Here is a 20,323-nt window from a genome sequence, read left to right as displayed (position 1 = left end):
TCAATCGTGACCAATAGGAGAGCAGACGTGGCAGGTGACGACGACATCTCCGGGTGATACCGGAGGTTGACCCGGCCCCGGCCGACGCGCGGAGCGTCGCCGGTGTGGCCCGTCTCGTCGATCCCTTGTTCCCCTGCCGGGCTCCGTGCCCGGGTCACCTTCTTCGAGGTCTTCTCCGATGTCCGACGCATTCGTCATCTGTTCCGGGCTGTCCTTCTCCTGGCCCGACGACACTCCCGTCTTCACCGACCTGTCCTTCAGCGTGGGCGGCGGCCGTACCGGCCTGGTCGCGCCGAACGGGGCGGGCAAGAGCACGCTGCTCAAGCTCATCGCCGGCGAGCTGCGGCCGTCGAGCGGCGACATCTCCGTCAAGGGGGTGCTCGGCTACCTGCCGCAGAGCCTGCCGCTCACCGGCGACCTCACCGTGGCCGAGGTGCTCGGCATCGCCCCGGTGATCGCCGCGCTGGACGCCATCGAGTCCGGCGACGCCGCCGAGGAGCACTTCACCACGATCGGCAACGACTGGGACATCGAGGAGCGCACCCGTGCCCAGCTCGACCGGCTCGGCCTCGACGGGCTCGCCTTCGACCGGAGGCTGGAGACGCTGAGCGGCGGCCAGGTCGTCTCGCTGGGCCTGGCCGCGCAGCTCCTCAAGCGGCCCGACGTGCTGGTGCTCGACGAGCCGACCAACAACCTCGACCTCGCGGCCCGCCACCGCCTGCACGACCTGCTCGGCGACTGGAACGGCTGCCTGCTCGTGGTCAGCCACGACCGCGCCCTGCTCGACCGCATGGACCGGATCGCCGAGCTGGAACGGGGCGAGCTGCGCTTCTACGGCGGCGGCTTCACCGCCTACGAGGAGGCCGTCCGCACCGAGCAGGAGGCGGCGGAGCGGACCGTGCGCAGCGCCGAGCAGGAGCTCAAGCGGGAGAAGCGGGAGATGCAGCAGGCCCGCGAGCGCGCCGAGCGCCGAGCGGGCAACGCCGCCCGCAACCTCAAGAACGCCGGCCTGCCGCGCATCTTCGCCGGCAACATGAAGCGCGGCGCGCAGGAGTCGGCCGGCCGGGCGGGCCAGATGCACGCCGCCCGCGTCAGCGACGCCAAGGCCAGGCTCGACGAGGCGGGGCGGGCGCTGCGCGACGACCAGCGCATCGCGCTGGAGCTGCCGGGCACGAACGTGCCCGCCGGGCGCACCGTCTTCCAGGGCGAGCACCTGCAGGCGCGCGGCCTGTTCGCCGGGCAGGGCCTCGACCTGACCGTGCGCGGCCCCGAGCGCATCGCGCTGACCGGCGCGAACGGCGCGGGAAAGTCCACTCTGCTGCGCATGATCAGCGGCGACCTGACGCCGGACGGCGGCACCACGCGCAGGGCCGACGGCCGGGTGGCCTACCTGTCGCAGCGGCTCGACCTGCTCGACCTCGACCGCACCGTGGCGGAGAACCTCGCCGACGCGGCCCCCGCCATGCAGGCGGCGGACCGGATGAACCTGCTGGCCCGCTTCCTGTTCCGCGGCCAGCGGGCGCACCTGCCGGTGGGCGTGCTGTCCGGCGGCGAGCGGCTGCGCGCCACCCTGGCCTGCGTGCTGTGTGCCGAGCCCGCGCCGCAGCTCCTGCTGCTCGACGAGCCGACCAACAACCTCGACCTGGTCAGCGTGGGGCAGCTGGAGAGCGCGCTCGCGGCGTACGAGGGGGCGTTCATCGTGGTCAGCCACGACGAGCGGTTCCTCGCGGAGATCGGGGTCGAGCGGTGGCTGGAGCTGTCGGACGGCCGCCTGCTGGAAAGCTGAAACGATCCGGCCGCGGCTGAGCCGCGGCCGGATCGCGGCGTTCTCAGAGGCGCAGACCCACCAGCAGCGGGTCGTGGTCGGAGGAGCGGAACGCGTCGGGCGCGTACAGGTAGGGCGGGTTGAACTCGGTGTTGTAGTCCATGAACCGGCCCTCGTCGGCGTTGACGTGCCAGATCGTGGCGCCGGTCACCAGCTTGCGGGCGCCCTTGTCGGCCAGCACGTGGTCCAGCTCGCCCGACAGGCCGTCGAAGACGTAGCTGTAGCGCTCGTCCTCGTCCACGTACCTCTTGCTCAGGCTGGTCAGCCCGCCGGCCTCGAAGGTGTCGATCGGGTCCTCCTCGCCGTAGGCGTTGATGTCGCCGAGGACGAGCGCGTTCTTCAGCTTCAGCTCGCCGATCAGGGACAGCACGGCCTGCGCCTGCTTGACGCGCTTGGCGTTGTAGCAGCTCTGCCCGTCGCCCTGGTCGGCGTCCGCGCCGGTGGCCGGGCCGTCCACGTCGGTGCAGCCCTTGGACTTGAAGTGGTTGACCAGCACGGTGAACGTCCTGCCGTGGCCCTTGGCCCCCGCGAACGTCTGCACCAGCGGCGGCCGGTTGAAGATCGGGTCGGTGGAGGAGCGCGCAGGGCCGACCGGGGTGACCTTGGCCGGCTGGTAGATCAGCGCGGTCTGGATCAGGTCGGTGCCCGGGTTCGGGTGCGTGATCGCCTGGTACGTGCCCGCGCCCGCCTTGGCGTTCAGCGCGTCCACCAGGGCGTTGAGCGCCACGTCGGAGTTGCGCTCGACCTCCATCAGCCCGGCCACGGCCGGGTCGAGCGTGGTGATGTTGGCCACCAGCTTGGCGAGCTGCCGGTCGCGCTCCCCGGCGTTGGTGGCGCCGCGCGAGCCCAGCGTGGTGAACCAGTTGAGCGTGTTGAGGCTGGCCACCCTGACGTCGCCGCCGACCCGCTCGGGGCGGGCGGGGCGCGGGTTCTTCGCGCGGAAGACCACGGGCTCGGTCGGCTGGACGCGGTAGACGTCGAAGCCGTAGGTGAGGACGCCCGTCAGGTCGCGCACCTCGTCACCGACGCGGACGGTGTTCGAGCCCTGGGTGTGGTACGGCAGCGTGGGCGGGTTCTGCGCGTTGGAGCCGTCGTCGAGCAGGATCCTGCGCCGCGCGTCCCTGTCGGTGTCCACGCCGTCGCGGTCGGTCGGCTGGAAGAGCCGCTCGTCCTCGGCCAGCAGCAGCTCGCCGTACCGGGCCAGGTTGTAGGTCTCGGAGATCGCGAGGTCGTCGTCGAAGGTGACGAGCATGTTCTCGTACCGCTCGAAGGTCAGGCCCTTCCTGAGCGGCAGGTCGATCTCGGTGCGCCGGACCGTGCCGGTGCCGCAGACGTTCACGGCGGTGGCGGGGGAGATCTCGGTCAGGCCGTTGTACTCGATCGCCTTGCCGGAGACGAGCACCCGGTCGCCGGCCTTGACCGGCGAGGAGGAGAACACGAACAGGCCCTCGGAGGTCGCCGGGTCGGCGTCCGGCCGGGCGGCCTGGAGGGAGAAGCCGCCGAGGCCGCCGGAGCCCTGGAACGAGCCGGTCACCACGCCCTCGACGCGGACGTTCTGCCCGGCCACCGGGCTGGCGTCGCCGTTGCCCTGCACCTGGGGGATCTGGTGCGTGGCCGGGGTGTCACAGGTCTCCGTAGGAGTGGGGGTCGGCGTCGGGGTCGGCTCGCCGTCGCCGCAGGGGGCCGCGGCCGTGGCGCTGTTGCGCGGCGCGGGGGCGGCGGTCTCGAAGTCGGCGCCGTTGTCGTCGGTGTCGGCGCAGCCGCCGCTCTTGCGGAACCCGCCGGTGGCGTTGGTGAGGGCGGGGGCGGCGGTGCCCTCGAAGAAGTTCGCGGCGCCGTACCCGACGAGGTCGGCGAGCTGCGCGAGCTGGGCCTCGGTGCAGGCGGTGGAGGAGCCGTTGCAGGCCAGGCCCTCCGTCGAGCGCACCAGCGCCACCTTGCCCGCCGTGCCGCTCATGTTGATCGAGCCGGTGCCGTCGGGCTGGGGCAGCGCGCCGCTGGGCGTGCTGCCCGCGGCGAGCTGGAGGAGGTGGTACTGGCCGGGTGCCAGGGTGCCGGACAGGTCGGCCTTGTTCGAGGCGAAGTTCCCGGTGCCGCTCGCGCTGGTGTACTGCACGGACCAGCCGTCCAGCGACACGGGCGCGGTGCTGCGGTTGAACAGCTCGACGTAGTCGTTGGAGAAGGGGGCGCCGGTGTTGCCGCCTCCGCCGTAGACCTGGCTGATGACCACGGTGCCTGGCGCCGCGGCGGCCACGGAGGGTGAGGACAGGGCGGCGATCGAACCGGCGAGGCCGGCTACGACGAGGATCGCCGTGACCCGGGACTTAACACGCATGCCGGGGAGCGTAAACCGACAAACGACGAAAAATCCTGTATTGGGTGTGGACGTGTCATGAAATCTTGAACATTGACACTTCGTGTCCATTTGGAGCCCTGGATGTGGCGGCTTCGGACGATGCCAAGCCGCCGTTCCTGAGGGTCAGGGCGACATCACGAACCCCTCGTAACCCTTGGCCGCGATCTCGTCGCAGGTGGCCCGATAGGTTCCGACGCCCCCGGCGTACGGCATGAAGACCCGCGGCTTGCCCGGGATGTTCGCACCCAGGTACCAGGAGTCGGCCCGCGGGTAGAGCGTCTGCTCCGCCACCTCGCCGACGTGCCGCATCCACGCGTCCTCGGCGTCCGCGTCCGGCTCGATCACGGTCGCGCCCGACTCCGCCAGGTGCCGCAGGCAGTCGGCGATCCAGTCCACGTGCTGCTCGATGGAGACGAACATGTTGCTGAGCACCGACGGGCTGCCCGGCCCGGTGATCGTGAACAGGTTGGGGAACCCGGCGGTCATCAGCCCCAGGTACGTGCGCGGCCCGGCCGCCCACTTCTCCCGCAGCGCCGCGCCGCCCGCGCCCGTGACGTCGATGGCCAGCAGCGCGCCGGTCAACGCGTCGTAGCCGGTCGCGTAGACGATGACGTCCACCTCGTACGTCGCCTCGGCGGTGCGCGGCCCCGCCGCCGTGATCTCCTCGATCGGCGTCCTGCGCACGTCCACGAGCCGCACGTTCGGCCGGTTGAACGTGGCGTAGTAGTCGGTGTCGAAGCACGGCCGCTTGGTGCCGATCGGATGGTCGCGGGGCGACAGCAGCTCGGCCACCCGCGGGTCCTCGACGGTCTGCCGGATCTTCTCCCGGACGAACTCCGCCACCAGCTCGTTCGCCCGCGGGTCCACCGGGGTGTCGGCGAAGGCGCCCAGGAAACCCGGCCCGCCGTGGGCCCACCGCGCCTCCAGCTCGTCGCGCAGCTCCTGCTCCGACACCTCCAGCGCCGAGCCCGTGTTGAACGACGCCGCGATGCCGAACAGGGAATCGCGCATCGTGCGGCGGATGTCGGCGTAGTTGTCCTTCACCCAGCGGGCGTACTCGGGTCGCAGCGGGCGGTTCCAGGCCGGGATCGTGTAGTTGGGGGTGCGCTGGAAGACCGTCACCTCGGCGGCCAGCTCCGCCAGGACCGGGATGATCTGGATGCCGGAGGAGCCGGTGCCGATGACCGCCACCCGCTTGCCCGCCAGGTCCACCTCCTCGTGCGGCCAGCGTCCCGTGTGGTAGCTCTCGCCGTGGAAGGACTCGGCGCCGGGGAAGCCGGGCACGCGGGCGTCCGACAGGCAGCCCACCGCCGTGATGACGAAACGGGCCGTCACCCGGTCGCCCCTATCGGTCTCCACCCGCCAGCGCGCGGCGGCCTCGTCGTAGGCGGCGCGGGTGACCCGCGTCCGGAACCTCATGTCGCGGCGCAGGTCGAAACGGTCGGCGACGTGCTCGGCGTAACGCAGGATCTCCGGCTGCGACGGGTAGCGCTCGGTCCAGTCCCAGTCCTGCTGCAGCTCCTCGGAGAAGGAGTAGCAGTACTCGACGCTCTCCACGTCGCAGCGGGCGCCCGGATACCTGTTCCAGTACCAGGTGCCGCCGACGCCGCCACCGGCCTCGTAGAGCCGGGCGGTCAGGCCGAGGCCGCGCAACCGATGCAGCATGTACAAGCCGGAGAACCCGGCGCCGATCACCACCGCGTCGAAGGACGTGGCTTCGGTCATGGCGATCACCCCTTGTCGGCTCGGTCGGTGCCCGTAACCCTGACATGGGCGTGACCGGCGGCCAAGATCTCGCTACAGGATTGGCACTCGGGGGTTTCTGAGCCATGACCGCACGATATGAGTCGTTGCGGGCGGAGGCGGTGGTTTAGGTTCCCCGAGTGGCGAGGTTTTCCGTGGGACGGCGGGGGCCAGGTGGCGGCGGATGACGAAACTATCGGTGCGCGAGGCGCTTCCCGTCACGACCGAGGTGATCGGGATCGATGACCTGCCCGCCGGGCTGTCCGGCCAGGAGTGGCACGCGGCCTCCGTGAGCCTGATGCCCGGCAGGGCCGGCCGCCACTACCTCTCCGCCTCCTGGGAGACGGAGATCGTGCTGGCCACCGGGGAGGGCGGCGGCGTCCTGGGGTTCCTGCCCGTGCAGCGGGTGAAGAGCCGGGCCGTGCCGAGCGCCGTGTTCGACCCCGCCGTGCTGGCGCCGCGGCTGTTCTGCGAGGTCGGGGACGCGCGGGCGTACCTCTTCGTCGGAGGCTGCGCCGACCTGGTGGCGGGGGCCGTGACCAGCGCCGGCCTCACGGCGGGCCGGGCGGAGTCGGTCCGGCGGGCGCTCGTGGGGCGGGCGCGGGCCGAGGCGGAGCACCGCGGCCTGGTCGCGGCGGCCGTCTACGTGCGCGACAACGAACTCGCCGCCTTCCTGCCGGACGGCGACCCGGCCTTCGCTCCGGACGGCGTCGCGGCTCTCGCTCCGGACGGCGACCTCGCGGTCTTCGCTCCGGACGGCGGCGACCCGCGGCGGGAGCGGATCGGTCACCTCTCCACGCTCGCCGTCCCGCCCGACGACGAACGGTTCCTCGCGGCGCTCACCGCCGGCCGGCGCAGGACCGTGCTCAAGGACCGCCGGGCGGCGGCCGAGGCCGGGCTGCGCTGCGAGGTCACACCGGCACGGGACGCGGTCGCCCCGGGCGCGGACCTGGTGGCGGCGGTCAAGCGCAGGCACGGCATCGAGGAACACCCACGCCTGCTCAGGACGCGCCTGGCCCAATGGGCGGCCGAGCCGGTGGGCGAGCGGGTCGCCTTCGCGGTGTACGCCGCCACCACGCCGGACTGCCTGGCCGTCACGTTCGGCTGCGCGATCGGCGGACGGCTGGAGATCTACGAGACCGGCGTCGCCGACGACACCCCGCACCGGCACGAGGCGTACGTGGAGAGCCTGATCCACGCCCCGCTCCGGTACGCCCTCGACCACCGCCTCACCGGCATCGACCTCGGCATCGACGCCGAGACGCCCAAGACGCGCAGGGGCGCGACGCTCTCCCCCGTCTGGGCCGTGAGACTCACCTGATCGCTACGTGACTGGAGGATGCGCGGACATGGCTGACGTGGACATGACTGACGTGGACATGGCTGACGGCGTGGTTCTGGCCGAATGGTGCGACGTGCTCGACGTGGACGCCCCCTCGGCGGACGACGACTTCTTCGAGCTGGGCGGCAACTCCCTGCTCGCGGTCACGCTCATCGAGCGCATCGAGTCGCGCCTGGGCGTCGAGGTGCCGCTTGAGCAGTTCTTCGTGGACGGCAGGCTGGGCACGCTGCTCGACAGCGCCCGCTCGGCCGGCGCCCGCTAGCGGGGCGGGCCGGCATGCCCGAGCCCATCGTGCCCAGACTGGGCGTCTGCCACCGCCCGGACGGCGCCGCCAACCTCCGCGAGATCTACGTCGCCTCCCAGGGCGTGTGCGAGGTGGTGATGCTGGTCAGGGCGGCGGTCGCGGCGGCTTCTCCGGACGTCATGCGAGTCGCGGAGCGGTTCTTCGAATGCCACGTGCTGCCCGAGCAGGGGTACGGGGAGCTGGTCGCCTCGCTCGGGCTGCGCGGCGTGACCACGTTCCACGACGACGAGCTGGAGCTGGCCGACGAGCTGCACGCGGCGGCGACCGCGCCTGCGCCCGATGCCGCGTCCGATGCCGTGGCGCATGCCGTGGCCCATGCGGCGTCCTATGCCGTGGCCGATCCGTGGGACAAGCTCGTGCAGCGGCGGCTGCTCAAGCAGCACGGCCTGACCTCGGTGGAGGCCGTGCCGGTCGAGGGGCCGGAGGACCTGGTGGCGGGGTTCGCCGCGCTCGGCCGTCCCTGCGTGCTCAAGCCCAGGCGGGCGGCCGGCGGCCAGGGCGTCGCGTTCCTCGACGACGAGCGGGACGTGCGGCGGCAGCTCGGCCTGCGTCACGGCTGGGCGGGGCTGATGCTGGAGACGCGGATCGATCCTGCGCCGCATCCCACGGGCCCGGACTGGCTGGGCAGCCTCGTCTCGGTCGAGACCCTCTCGACGCGTGACGGGCGGGTGCACCTCGGCGTGCTCGACAAGCTGCCGGTCGCGGTCACCAGGGGCGCGGGGGCCGCGGGCGCCGACGCGGTGAACGTCCAGGGCGACATCCTCCCGTCCTGTCTGCCCGAGGAGCGGTGCCGCGCGGCCGAGGAGTACACCGGGCGGGTGCTCGGCGTGCTCGGCGTGCGGTCCCGGCTGACGCACACGGAGCTGCTGCTCACGGCGGAGGGGTTCGAGCTGCTGGAGGTGAACGGGCGGCTGGCCGGGCACACGGCGCGGCTGTTCCGCCTGCTCGACGGGCCCGACCTGGTCGCGATGGCGCTGCGGGTGGCGGCCGGTGAGACGCCGGAGCCCGGCTCGGCCGCGCTGGGCGGCGCGGCGGCCGGCGTGTTCCCCACGTTCGCCGACAGGGCGGGGCCGGTCCGCACCTCGCTGCGCCGGCGCGAGCTGCGCGCGCTGCCCGGCGTGTGCGCGGTGGACGAACTGGCCGAGGACGGCGCGCCCAAGTCGGCCACGCAGTTCCGGATGGCCAACGTGACGCTGCGCGCCGGCGACCGGCCCGCGCTCGACGCCGCCGTGGCCCGCCTGCTGCGCGTCCTGGCAGCGGAAATGGGGGCGGAGATGGGGGCGGAGATGGGGGCGGAGCGGTGACGCGGTGGAAGGAGTCGCTGGCGCCGCTGCGGCACCGGGCGTTCAGGTACCAGTTCGCGGGCTTCTCGGTGTCCGTCACCGGCAACATGCTCAGCCTGGTAGCGCTCACGGTGGGGCTGCTGCAGGTCACCGGCTCGGGCGCGGCGGCCGGCATCGCGCTCGGGGCGAGCACCATCCCGCTGGTCGTGTTCCTGCTGATCGGCGGCGTCTGGGCGGACCGGCTGCCGCGCCACCTGATGATGGCCGGCATGGACGTGGTCCGCGGCCTGGTGCAGCTCGGCCTCGGCGCGATGATCCTGTCCGGCGAGATCGACCTGGTGCTGCTGATCGGCCTCCAGGTGCTGTTCGGCACCGCGCAGGCCTTCCATTTGCCGGCCGCCGGCGGGCTGACCGCGTTCACCGTCCCCAAAGAGGACCTGCAGCGCGCCAACGCGCTGATGTCGATCACCAGGAGCCTGTCCGGCATCGCCGGGCCGCTGATCGCCGGAGCGCTGGCGGCCACCATCGGCGCGGGCTGGGCGCTGCTCCTGGACGGCGGCACCTTCCTGCTCAGCGCCTACCTCGCCTCCCGGATCAGGGTCCCGGCGGCCCCGCCGCGCGCGGGCGGCGGCATGCTCAAGGAGCTGTCCGACGGCTTCCGGCTGGTCACCCGCACGCCGTGGATCTGGACCAGCGTCACCTGCTTCGCCTGCACGCACGTGGCCATCGCCGTGTTCCTCGTCACGGGGCCGGTGCTGGCCTTGCAGGAGCAGGGCGGCGCGTTCGGATGGGCGCTGGTCGTCGCGGCGCTCGGCGTCGGCGACGTGCTCGGCGACCTGGTGCTGCTCGGCGGCTACCAGCCCAGACGCCCCCTGCTGGTCGCCAGGCTGGCCGAACTACTGCTCGTCCCCGCGCTGCTGCTGATCGCGCTCGGCGTGCCCGCACCCGTGCAGGCGGTGGCGATCGCGCTGGCGGGGGCCGGAATGACGGCCGCCGACTCGATCTGGATCACCACAATGCAGCAGCACGTGCCGCCGGACGCGCTGTCGAAGGTCTCCTCCTACGACTGGCTCAGCTCGCAGGCGCTGCGCCCTGTCGGGTACGCGCTGGGTGCCGTGGCCGCCGCCGACGGCGACAGCGCGGCGGTCGTGCTGGCCGTGATGGCGGTCGTGGTCGCCCTGCCGCGGCTGGTCAGCCTCGCCTATCCGAGCGTACGCGAACTGCGCCCCCCGCGACCCGAGCCGGCCCCGGCGAACTGATCGGAGCAGGACCATGCATGACATCGTCGCCCAGATCGGGGAGACGGCCGGACGCCGCCGCTCCCTGACCGCACTCAGCCTCCAGGACAGGGACCTCACCTACGGCGAGCTGTGGGACCTGTCCGCGGTGGTCAGCGCCCACGTGGCGCCCCTGCTCGGCGGCACCCGCAGGGTCGCGCTCCGCGGCGACAGATCCGCCCTCACCTACGCCGCCTACCTCGGCGTGCTGCGGGCGGGCGGCGCGGTGCTGCCCATGAGCCCGCGCTGGCCGGACGCCCGGATCCGCGACGTCGTGCGCGCCGCCCGGCCCGACCTGGTGCTGCTCGACGGACCGCCCGCGGACCTGGGGGCGCCCGTCATGACGATCCCCACGGAGGGCGCCAGAACCCCCGCCCCCGGCCCGGACCTGGACGACGACGCCTACGTCATCTACACCTCAGGCTCCACGGGCACCCCCAAGGGCGTGCCGATCACGCACCGCGCGCTCGCGCACTACCTCGGCCACGTGTGCCCCCTGTACGAGCTGGGGCCCGGGGACCGCGTCGCCCAGGCCGCCGAGCTGACCTTCGACGCGTCCGTGTTCGAGCTCCTCGCGACCTGGGCCACCGGGGCGACGCTCGTCGTGGCCGGGCAGCGCACCTGGCTGAGCCCCGTACGGTTCCTGCGAGAGCAGCGCATCTCCCACCTCGACACCGTGCCGTCCATCATCACCCTGTCGCGGCGCACCCGTACCCTCACCGACGGCTGCCTGCCCGACCTGCGGTGGAGCATGTTCAGCGGCGAGCAGCTCAGCTACGCCGCCGCGACCGCCTGGCGGCGCGCGGTCGGCGCGAACGTCATCGAGAACAACTACGGGCCCACCGAACTGGCCGGCGTGTGCGCGAACCACCGGCTGCCCGCCGATCCGGCCGACTGGATCCCCACCAGCAACGGCACGGTGCCCATCGGCCGGGTCTACCCGCATCTCGACTCCCTGGTGCTCGACACCGGCGAGCTGTGTGTACGTGGCGGGCAGCGCTTCTCGGGGTACGTCGATCCGGCGGACAACGCCGGGCGGTTCCTGCGCGGCGACGGGCCCTGCGAGCCGGTGGATCTTCCGGGGGCCGCCGACTGGTACCGCACGGGAGATCGGGTGCGGTGGGAGGGCGGCGCGCTGGTTCACCTCGGGCGGGTGGACCGGCAGGTCAAGTTGCGCGGGTACCGGGTGGAGCCGGACGAGGTGGAGGCGGCGGCACGGGCTCATGACGGGGTGAAGGAGGTGGCCGTGGTCGTGGTGGACGCGCAGCTCGTGGCCGTGTACGTGGGGGAGGAGGTCGGCTCCGCCGAGCTCAGGAGGCACGTGGGGGCCAGGGTGCCCGATTACATGGTGCCGGTCGCGTGGCGGCGGGTGGACGCGCTGCCGCTGACCGCCAACGGCAAGCTCGACCGGGCCAGGCTGGCCGAGGAGGCACGGTGACGGCTGGGCGGGGTGCGGCTGGGCTGGGTGCGGCTGGGCGGGGTGCGGCTGGGCGGGGTGCGGCTGGGCGGGGTGCGGTGGGATCGACTACGGAGTCCGCGGCGCTGGTCGCGGAGCTGGGTGAGCTGGCCGGGCGGTGGCGGCTGGGGGCGGCCGGTGGGCTGGACCTCGCGGGGCTGACACCGGAGCAGGCGTTGCGGCTGGCCATGCGGCTGTCGGTCCGGCTGGGCACCGACGTGCGCGTGCCCGACGTCCTCAGCGGCGGCTCCCTGCCCGAGCTGGTGGAACGGGCGGCTTCCTGGGTCCCCGGCGGGAGCGCGGGTGTGCCCGTCCCCCTCTCCCACGGCCAGCAGCGCTTCCTCCTCGACGAGACGCTCGCCCCTGGCCAGGACGACAACCACGTCGTCCTCGCGTACCGGCTGTCGGGCCCCCTCGATCCCGAAGCGCTGGCCACGGCCTACGGCGACGTGGTGGAGCGGCACCCGATCCTGCGCACCGTCCACTACTGGGACGACGAGGGCGAGCCACTCCAGCGCGTGCTCCCCCCGGACCGCACCCCGTTACCGCCGACCAGCCCCCTCCCCGCCGCCGACCTCTGCGCCGACTGGTGGGACCAGCCCTTCGACCTGGAGGAACACCCCCCACTCCGAGCACGCCTCGCGCGACTGGGCCCTGACTCCTGGCTGCTCTGCCTGAGCATGCACCACATCATCTTCGACGGCCGCTCGGAGCTGATCCTCCTCGAAGACCTCGGCACCGCCTACGCCGCCCGCGCCGCAGGCCGGGAGCCCGGCTGGCCGCCCGTGCCCGGTTACCACCATTACGCGCAGTGGGAGCACGACATGGTGGAGCAGTGGGTGTCCCGCGACCTCCCGTTCTGGCACGACCTGCTCGCCACGGACCCCCCACCCCTGCTCCCCACGCCTCCAGGCCAGGCCCCGCGCCACGAGCACGAGATCACGCTCGACCCGGTGACCGTCGGCGAGCTGTCGGCGGCGGTGCGCGCGCGAGGGGCCGTCCCGCTGGCGAGCGTCCTGTACGGCACGGCCCGCGCGCTGGGCCGCGTCTTCGGCGCCGACCGGCTGAACCTGGCCACGATCGCGTCGGGCCGCTTCGAGAGCGTGTTCAACTCCGTCATCGGCTGCTTCGTCAACCCTGTCGTGCTGCCGTTCGACTCGGTGCGGGACGGCCGTCCTGAGGAGCGCGTCCAGGAGACGGCCCGCCTGACGTTGCGCGCCCTGCGCCACGCGCGCACCCCGTACGACCGGCTCGTCCGCTCCCTCCGGCCCGGGGCCGCCCGCCCTCCCCTGTACGAGGTGATGGTCGCCTTGCAGGCTCCCCTGGAGACGGGGACGTTCGGCGGCACGGGGATCGCCGTCGAGCCGGTGCGGGTGCGCGCGCCACGGGCGAGCGCGCCGCTGGTCGTGGAGGTGGAGCCGCAGCCGGACGGCGGCTGGGCGGTCGCGGCCCGGTGGCGGGAGGACGTCGTGGACGAACGGTCGGGGCGCGCGGTGGTCAGCGAGGTGGCGGACCTGCTGACCAGCCTGCGCGCCCCCTGAGAAGGCCCCCGAGAAGGCATCTGCGACGTCAGGACAGGCGCAGCATCATGGCCGAGGCGACGTAGTGCCCGTTGAGCACCGCGACGAAGACGGAAGTGTGCACGTCCGGCCTGGGACGGTACGCGACCAGGTCGGTCTCCGCCGTGTACGTGACCGTGCCGTACGGCGCGACCGTGACGGGCGAGGCGGTCTCGGGCGGCAACCCGAACCGCTTGCGCAGCGCGAACGCGAACCCGATCCCCCCGCGCAACGTCTCACCGCCCCCGTTGCGGATCTGCCGGGTGGGCCGGGCGACGGTGCCGCGCACGGCGTCCACGTCCACCGGCCCGTGCAGCACCACGGTGGGCTCCCCGCTCTCGCTGGTCCACCAGATGTCGCCGCACCTGCGGCACTGCAGCGTCCGTACGGTGAGCCCGTCGTGGACGACGTGCCGCAGGGTGACCAGCACGGCGGTGTCGCGCAGGCAGCTCGGGCAGGTCTCGTCGCGCTGGGCCACCTGCCGGAGGCCGTCGAGTGAAGGGCCGCCGTAGTTCCAGCCGGAGACGTAGATGCCGGCGGCCACCTCGCGGACGGTCCGCACCTGGAAGTCGGCGATCTCGTTCTCCAGCCGGGTGACCTGGCCGGCCAGGCCGGGCGCGAGCAGGTCGGCCGACAGGTCGCGCACCTGGTCGCGCAGGCCGGCGATCTCGGCGGCGTCCACGGCGGGCTCCAGCCAGGGCAGCCGTTCCAGCCTGGGCAGGATGACGTTCTGGAGCTGGGACAGGCGGCGCACGACGGCCTCGTCGGCGCGCGGGCCTGGGGTGCTCCTGAGGGCGGCGCGCCCGTCCGGCCACGGCACGACCAGGCCGGGGTCGCCGAGCAGGCCGAACCGGTTGAGGTAGCCGTTGATGGGGTGGACGCGCCCGGCCAGCCGTTCGACGACGCGGCCCAGCGGCAGCCCGTCGGCCAGCGCCGACTCGAACTCGGCCTGGGCGCTGCGCTGCACAATGTGCACGCCCATGGCGCCGACCACCGCGACGGCCGTCCCCTCCATGAATCCCAGGGCGAGGGCGATGTGGTTGGGGTAGATGTTGGCGCCGACGCCGATGGATCCGCAGCTGTGGGTGAAGACGACGGTGGCGTGCACGTCGGCGGCGGGCAGCCGCTGGTCCTCGGTGAGGTCTGCGCGGTGGCAGCCTTCGCCCTTCATGCAGGGCATGTGCCGGTAGTGCGGCTCGAAGGGCGACAGCGGGCCGTCGATCGGGTCGGAGCGCCCGCAGATGATGCCGTCGGGCAGCCCCACGCAGCACTCCTTGCCGAGGCTGCGCACCACCACGACCTTGAGCCTGCGCTCGCGGATCACGTCGAGGCCGGCGAACTCGACGGTGTCGGCCGACTCCGAGTCCTCCAGCATGGGGTGGGAGGCGATGAAGACGCGGTCCTCGCCCACCGCGCCGACCGTCAGGCTCCGGTAGACCAGGCAGGCCAGGGACGGCAGGTCGCGGGCGGTCAGCACGCCGACGCTCGCGCCGGTCGCGCCCGGCCAGTCGCCGGCCGCCGTGAGGTCCTCCGCCAGGCCCACCACGGCGACCAGCTCGCCCGCGTATCCGGCCAGCCGCTTGAGCAGGTGCTCGGGCTCGACCAGGTGGTGCTCGCGGCCGGTGGCGGCGGCCAGCATGCGGCCCGCCGCCGCCGCGTCGCCGACGGACATCACCACGCCGGGCCGCTCCGCCCGTTCGATCGCGGGCAGCGTGCCGCCGTCAGGGAACAGCGACCGGTACCGGTCGAGCGCCCGGCAGGCCAGCAGCGGGAAGGGGCGGCCGGGCGTCCACTCGGCGGCGGCGCTCGCGTAGCCGGCGGCGTCGCGGCACAGAACGGTGGCCTCCATCACTGGGCCTGCCTGTCGGGGAGCGCGGAGACCAGCGCGTCGAGGTTCCTGCCGGCGTCGTGGCGGCGGAGCATCGCGGCCTGCTCCGAGAGCCTGCTGTTGCGGAAGTAGTCGCGTAGCGGGGGCTGCGTGCCGAGCACGGCGCGGACTCTCGCGCGCAGCCTGCCGACCAGGACGGAGTGGCCGCCGATGACGAAGAAGTCGTCGTCGGGGCCCTTGGGGGCGATGCCCGTCAGCTCGGTCCAGACACCCGCCAGCCAGCTCTCCAACGGCGCCACCCCAGCCAGCCCCGCCTCGCCGCCCACGCCCGCGTCGGCGCTGGTCGGGGCCGCGTGGGCGAAGGGCGGGCCTGCCTCGGCGCGCCGCTCCCCGGCGATCGCGGTCAGTGCCGCCCTGTCCAGTTTGCCGGTGGACGTCAGCGGCAACCGGTCGAGCACCGTCAGCCCCGGCACCATCCACAGCGGCAGCCGCTCAGCCAGATGAGCCCGCAGCCGCCCAGGAAGATCCCCATCAGCCCCCCGGGCGGGAACGACATACGCCGCCAGCCTCCTGCTGTCCCCCTCACCCTCGACGAGCACGGCACCCCCGGCCACGTCCGGATGCGCGATCACCTGCGCCTCGATCTCGCCCAGCTCGATGCGGTAGCCGCGCAGCTTCACCTGCCTGTCGATCCGCCCGGCGAACCCCAGCACCCCGCCGGGCCCGCGCCGGGCGAAGTCGCCCGTCCGGTACATCAGCTCGCCCGGCACGGCCGGATCGGGCACGAAGGCGGCCTCGGTCAGCTCGGGCCGGTTGAGGTAGCCCAGCGCCAGGCACGGCCCGGCGAGGCAGAGCTCGCCCGGCTCGCCGTCCGGCACCGGCCGCAGGTCCTTGTCCAGCACGTACGCCCTGACCTCCCCCAACGGCAGCCCGATGGGGATCGAGCGGGCGTCCCCGGCGACGGCGGTGACCTCGTGCCACGTCACGAACGTGGTCGCCTCCGTGGGGCCGTAGGCGTTGAGCAGGTGGCCGGGCCGCCCTGCGGCCAGCACGTCACGGGCCCTGCGCGGGTCGAGGGCCTCGCCGCCGGTGACCAGCACGCGCAGCGGGGCGAAGGCGGCCGGGTTCCCGGCCGCGATCTCGTGGAACACCGACGTGGCGAGCAGCGCCGTGGTGACGCCGTGCCGCTTGATCGCCTCGCCGAACTCGGCGGGGTCGGTGAGCAGGTCCCTGGAGATGATCACCAGGCAGCCGCCGCTGGTGAGCGCCCCGTACACCTCGAAGGTGGTGGCGTCGAAGGCCGGGTTGTTGACCTGGGCCATGCGGTCCGACGGCGACAGGGCGGGGTCGCGCAGGCCGCGCAGGAAATGCGCGACGCCTTCGTGGGAGATGAGGACGCCTTTCGGCGTACCGGTCGTCCCGGAGGTGTAATAAATGATGGCCACTTCGTTGCCGGGCCGGGCGGGCGGCGGTTCCGGCGGCATCGCGGCTATTTCGGCGCGGTCGGTGTCGACCAGCAGTGCCGGTGTCCCGGGGAAATGTCCGGCGAGTTCTTCGACGGTGATCACGATATCGGCCCGGCTGTCGTCGGCGATGAATTCATGGCGGGCCTTGGGCTGGGCCGGGTCCATGGACACATATGCGGCGCCGGCCTTTCCCGCGGCGAGGAACGCGGCGATCCTGTCCACGCCCTGGGGCAGGCATACCGCGACCTTGCCGGCCGCCGGCAGGCCGCGCGCGACCAGCGCCCGGGCCAGCCGGTTCGCCTCGCGGGACAGGTCACGATAACTCAGCTCGCGCCCCGCGTCCGGATGCTGAACCGCAGGCGCGCCGGGCGTCCTGGCGACCTGCGCCTCGAAAAGACTGGTAATTGTCGGGCTCATTCTCACTCCTGATGGCAGGACATATCGCGGGCGCTTGCCGCCCGGCGCGCACGCTCCGGGAGAATTTCCGCCCTCGTCGGAACGGTCGCCATTCGTTACGATCGCCGTTGTGACTGATCATCTCTTTTCCGTGGACCGGGCAGTCGATTCTTCGCCGGAACTCGTCACCGTCGCCGATCCGCGGACGGGCGCGGCGCGCGGGGCGTACCGGCCGGCGAGGGAGCAGGAGGTGACCGAGGCGGTGTCGGCCGCGCGGGAGGCGCTGCCGCGCTGGTCGGCGCACGTGCCGGGCGAGCGGGCTCGTGCGCTGCTGCGCCTGGCGGAGGTCATCGAGGAGCGGTCCGCCGACTACGCCGCGGCCGAGCGGGCGGGCACCGGCAAGCCGGAGGCGGACGCCGTCGCGGAGGTCGCGACGAGCGCCGACGTGCTGCGCTTCTACGCCGGGGCCGCACGCGCCGACCTCGCCCCGGCGGGCGGCAGGCGGCTGCCCGGACGGGAGAGCTGGGTGCGGTGGGAGCCGCTGGGCGTCGTGGCGGCCGTGGTGCCGTGGAACTATCCGCTGCTCATGGCCATGTGGCGGCTCGCGCCCGCCCTGGCGGCGGGCAACACCGTGGTGCTCAAGCCGGCCGAGACCACGCCCGACAGCGTCCTGCTGCTGGCCGGTCACGCCGAAGAGACGCTGGGCGCCGGCGTGCTGGCCGTCGTGCCGGGCGACAGGGAGACCGGCAGGCTGCTGGTGCGCGCCGAGGTGGACGCGGTGGCGTTCACCGGCAGCGTGGCCGGCGGGCTCGACGTCGCCGCCGCGGCCGGGGTGCGCAGGGTGAGCCTGGAGCTGGGCGGCAACTGCCCTGCGCTGGTGCTGCCGGGCGCGCCCGCGTACACGTACGGGGAGCTGGCCGCGGCCTCGACGTACAACGCGGGGCAGAGCTGCGCGGCGCCCGCCCGCGTGATCACCCTGCGCGACAACTACAAGGAGACCGTCGAGCGCCTCGCGGAGGCGATGGCGGCGCGCGCGGCCGGCGTCGGGTTCGGCCCGCTGAACAACGCGGGCCAGGCCGACCGGCACGACCGCATCCTCGCGCTGAGCGGCGCGGGCGTCGAGCACACCGGCCCCGTCACGGCCGGGCCCGGCGAGTCCGGCGGCTACTGGCGGCCCGCCCGCGTGCTGGCCGACCTCGAACCCGGCGCCCCGGCGATCGTCGAGGAGGTGTTCGCGCCCGTGCTCACCGTGCAGGCCGCCCGCGACCTGGAGGAGGCCGTGCGGCTGGCCAACGGGCTGCCGCAGGCGCTGGCGGCCAGCGTCTGGGGCGCCGAGGTGGGGCCGGTGCTCGACCTGGCGGGCGCGTTGAACGCGGGGGAGGTGTGGGTCAACTGCCACCTGGAGCAGACCGCTGAGCTGCCGCACGGCGGGCGGGGGCAGTCCGGGCACGGCACCGACCTGAGCGTGCTGGCACTGGCCGAGTACCAGCGACCCAAAACCGTCACCGTACGACTGAGGTAGCCAGGGGCGGGAGGTCATGCGCGGGCCTCGTTCCGTTGGGCAGGGTGAGAGGTCATGGGCGGGCCTCGTCCCGCTGGAACGGGCGCCTGCCCAGCCGTTCCGTCACCCGCGCCGCCAGGTGCACGCCGAACAGGTGGTACAGGAACGGCGACAGCTCCTCGCGCACCCGCCCCGCCACCGGGAACGTCGCGTGGGCCGCCGCCTCCGTGTCGCCGTCGTCCGCCACGACGACGACGTGCCTGCCCAGCTCGCGGGCCCGCGCGGCGATCCGGCCCGCGTGCGCGCGGGAGCGGCCGGGCGGCGCGAGCACGTACACCGGCATGTCGCGCGGGTGAGCCCACCGCTCGACGTGCGCCCACTCCTCCAGGTCCTGGCCCAGGGCGAACAGCCCGGCCGACTCCACCAGCTTGGCCGCCGCGAACATGGCCGTGCCGTGACTCGGCCCGCTGCCCAGGACGGCGGCGGACGCGTGCCCGGCCAGGTACGCGGCCTCCTCGCTGGCGCGCTCGCCGGTGGCCCGGTGCGTCGCGGCCACCGCGTCGGCGAGCGGGCCGAACTCGGCGTGCAGCGCCTCGGCCGCGCCCAGCCGCATCGCGATCAGCGTCAGGCCCAGCAGGCTCGCCTGGTACGTCCGCACCCCCGGCGACGGCTCCAGCCCGGGCAGGTCCACCAGCAGGACCCGTTCGGCCACCTTCGTCACCGGCGAGCCGTCCGTGCCGGTCACGACCAGGGTGAGCGCGCCCTCGGCGGCGGCCCGTTCGAGCGCGGCCAGCACGGCGGGCGTACGTCCTGACGCGGTCGCCGCCACCACCAGCGTCCGCCCCCCGCCGGGCGTCGGCTTCCCGCCGGGCGTCCGCCCCCCGCCAGGCGTCGGCTCCGCGCCAGGCGCCCGCCCCTCGCGAGACGTTCGTCCCCCGCCGGGCCGGTGGGCCCACGGCGCGTCGTAGGCCGAGAACCGGAAGGCGCCGGCAGGCCGGCAAGCCACCCCGCCGATCGAGGCGAAGGCAAGCTCGGCCGCGCACGAGGCGTGATAGGAGTCCCCGTCACCCACCAGCCAGACCCGCTCGATGCCGCCGACCTCCGCCTCGCCCAGCAGCCCGGAGGCCCGCCGCGCGAACACCCCGGCCCGCTCCCGCAGATCGTCGGCGAGCCGCTCCGCCTGCCGGACGAGAACCTCGGGATTCACTTGATCCCCCTGACGATCTCGACGTACCGCCTGACCAGCTCCACGTCCACGCTGCCGCCAAAGCCGCCGCGCTCCAGGCAGCTCCCCACGAACGCGCCGTCGGCCTGGGCCAGCAGCCTGGCGGCGTTGGCGTGGTCGGTGTGCCCGGCCAGGATGATCGGCACGTCGGGGACGGCGGCGCGGACCGAGGCGATCAGCTTCGTGGTCCTGCGTTCGTCGGCGTGACCGAGCACCACCGCGTCGGCGCCCACCTTCACGGCCGCCCTGGCCACCTCGGACGTCGGCTTGTCGCCGCCGTACCAGGTGAAGTGGCTGGAGTCGACGTCGGCGAGCACCCGGACGCCCCGCGCCCCGACGCGGTGGCGGTACTCCATGACGCCGATCGGGTCGGCCGTCACCATGCCGTGCTCGGTGAGTGTCGCGCCGACCAGCGTGCCCGCCCTGATGAAGGAGGCTCCGGTGACGGCGGCGACCGCGAGCGAGGCCTTGAGCGCGTTGCGCATGAGCTGGACGCCGACCTGGAAGCCGGGCCCGGCGGTCTGGACGATCGCGTTGACGACGAGGGCCATGGCGGCGGTCCTGGCCGCGTCCGACTCGTCGTCCACCCGGTAGACCCGCTCCACGGTCTGCACCAGGCAGCCGTCCGCGCCGCCGTTGAACAGGGCGCGGGCGGACTCGACGGCGGTGTCGAGGGTGCGCTGGAAGCTGCCCTCCTCGTAGTACGGGGTGCCGGGCAGCGGCTTGAGGTGCACCATGCCGATGATCAGTTTCGACATGGCG

At 73.6% G+C, this 20,323-nt stretch carries 14 protein-coding genes; 8 read left to right on the top strand and 6 right to left on the bottom strand.

The genetic code is table 11. The annotated features are described in order from the left end of the window. Window positions 1-178: 178 nt before the first annotated feature. On the top strand, window positions 179-1,786 hold the full coding sequence (locus FXF51_RS07760; RefSeq protein WP_148433587.1) for an ABC-F family ATP-binding cassette domain-containing protein: 1,608 nt from the start codon (window positions 179-181) through the stop codon (window positions 1,784-1,786). A 43-nt stretch (window positions 1,787-1,829) separates the two neighbouring features. On the opposite strand, the gene FXF51_RS07755 is transcribed toward FXF51_RS07760, so the two are convergent. Both FXF51_RS07755 and FXF51_RS07750 read right to left on the bottom strand, forming a co-directional pair. Continuing rightward, on the bottom strand, window positions 1,830-4,160 hold the full coding sequence (locus FXF51_RS07755) for an ExeM/NucH family extracellular endonuclease (RefSeq protein ID WP_148433586.1): 2,331 nt from the start codon (window positions 4,158-4,160) through the stop codon (window positions 1,830-1,832). Window positions 4,161-4,304: 144 nt separating this feature from the next. Further along, window positions 4,305-5,906, bottom strand: coding sequence for a flavin-containing monooxygenase (locus tag FXF51_RS07750; protein WP_148433585.1), 1,602 nt, complete (start codon window positions 5,904-5,906; stop codon window positions 4,305-4,307). 202 nt (window positions 5,907-6,108) lie between these two features. Between FXF51_RS07750 and FXF51_RS07745 the strand changes: the two genes are divergently transcribed. From FXF51_RS07745 to FXF51_RS07725, 6 genes are all read left to right on the top strand, one after another. After that, window positions 6,109-7,245: a GNAT family N-acetyltransferase gene (locus FXF51_RS07745; protein ID WP_148433584.1), complete on the top strand. Its 1,137-nt coding sequence runs from the start codon at window positions 6,109-6,111 to the stop codon at window positions 7,243-7,245. A 28-nt stretch (window positions 7,246-7,273) separates the two neighbouring features. Next, window positions 7,274-7,528, top strand: coding sequence for a phosphopantetheine-binding protein (locus FXF51_RS07740; protein WP_148433583.1), 255 nt, complete (start codon window positions 7,274-7,276; stop codon window positions 7,526-7,528). A 14-nt stretch (window positions 7,529-7,542) separates the two neighbouring features. Beyond that, the gene (locus FXF51_RS60635; RefSeq protein WP_187414246.1) at window positions 7,543-8,874 is read left to right on the top strand and encodes an acetyl-CoA carboxylase biotin carboxylase subunit family protein; all 1,332 of its coding nucleotides are present in this window, start codon (window positions 7,543-7,545) and stop codon (window positions 8,872-8,874) included. After that, a complete protein-coding gene (locus tag FXF51_RS07735) occupies window positions 8,871-10,112 on the top strand; it encodes an MFS transporter (RefSeq protein WP_187414245.1) in 1,242 nt (413 codons plus the stop codon). Before FXF51_RS60635 ends, FXF51_RS07735 begins: the two co-directional genes overlap by 4 nt. Window positions 10,113-10,125: 13 nt before the next feature. Further along, a complete protein-coding gene (locus FXF51_RS07730) occupies window positions 10,126-11,568 on the top strand; it encodes an AMP-binding protein (protein ID WP_148433581.1) in 1,443 nt (480 codons plus the stop codon). A 77-nt stretch (window positions 11,569-11,645) separates the two neighbouring features. After that, window positions 11,646-13,127: a condensation domain-containing protein gene (locus FXF51_RS07725; RefSeq protein WP_148433580.1), complete on the top strand. Its 1,482-nt coding sequence runs from the start codon at window positions 11,646-11,648 to the stop codon at window positions 13,125-13,127. Window positions 13,128-13,155: 28 nt separating this feature from the next. Here the strand turns inward: FXF51_RS07725 and FXF51_RS07720 are convergent, their stop codons facing one another. Together FXF51_RS07720 and FXF51_RS07715 are read right to left on the bottom strand one after the other, a co-directional pair. Beyond that, window positions 13,156-14,994: a hypothetical protein gene (locus FXF51_RS07720; protein WP_148433579.1), complete on the bottom strand. Its 1,839-nt coding sequence runs from the start codon at window positions 14,992-14,994 to the stop codon at window positions 13,156-13,158. Continuing rightward, window positions 14,994-16,856, bottom strand: coding sequence for a non-ribosomal peptide synthetase (locus tag FXF51_RS07715; protein ID WP_148433578.1), 1,863 nt, complete (start codon window positions 16,854-16,856; stop codon window positions 14,994-14,996). The genes FXF51_RS07720 and FXF51_RS07715 overlap by 1 nt, the downstream gene beginning before the upstream one ends. Window positions 16,857-16,965: 109 nt before the next feature. Here FXF51_RS07715 and FXF51_RS07710 point away from each other — a divergent pair, with 109 nt between their 5' ends. Beyond that, the gene (locus FXF51_RS07710; protein WP_222871175.1) at window positions 16,966-18,357 is read left to right on the top strand and encodes an aldehyde dehydrogenase family protein; all 1,392 of its coding nucleotides are present in this window, start codon (window positions 16,966-16,968) and stop codon (window positions 18,355-18,357) included. A 52-nt stretch (window positions 18,358-18,409) separates the two neighbouring features. Here FXF51_RS07710 and FXF51_RS07705 read toward each other — a convergent pair whose 3' ends face one another. Further along, window positions 18,410-19,543, bottom strand: coding sequence for an SIS domain-containing protein (locus FXF51_RS07705; protein WP_148433577.1), 1,134 nt, complete (start codon window positions 19,541-19,543; stop codon window positions 18,410-18,412). Beyond that, a complete protein-coding gene (locus FXF51_RS07700) occupies window positions 19,540-20,319 on the bottom strand; it encodes a BtpA/SgcQ family protein (protein ID WP_148433576.1) in 780 nt (259 codons plus the stop codon). Before FXF51_RS07700 ends, FXF51_RS07705 begins: the two co-directional genes overlap by 4 nt. Window positions 20,320-20,323: the final 4 nt, after the last annotated feature.

This window comes from Nonomuraea sp. PA05, assembly GCF_008086045.1.
GTDB lineage: Bacteria > Actinomycetota > Actinomycetes > Streptosporangiales > Streptosporangiaceae > Nonomuraea > Nonomuraea monospora.
This window is presented reverse-complemented; position numbering and strand designations above follow the sequence as displayed.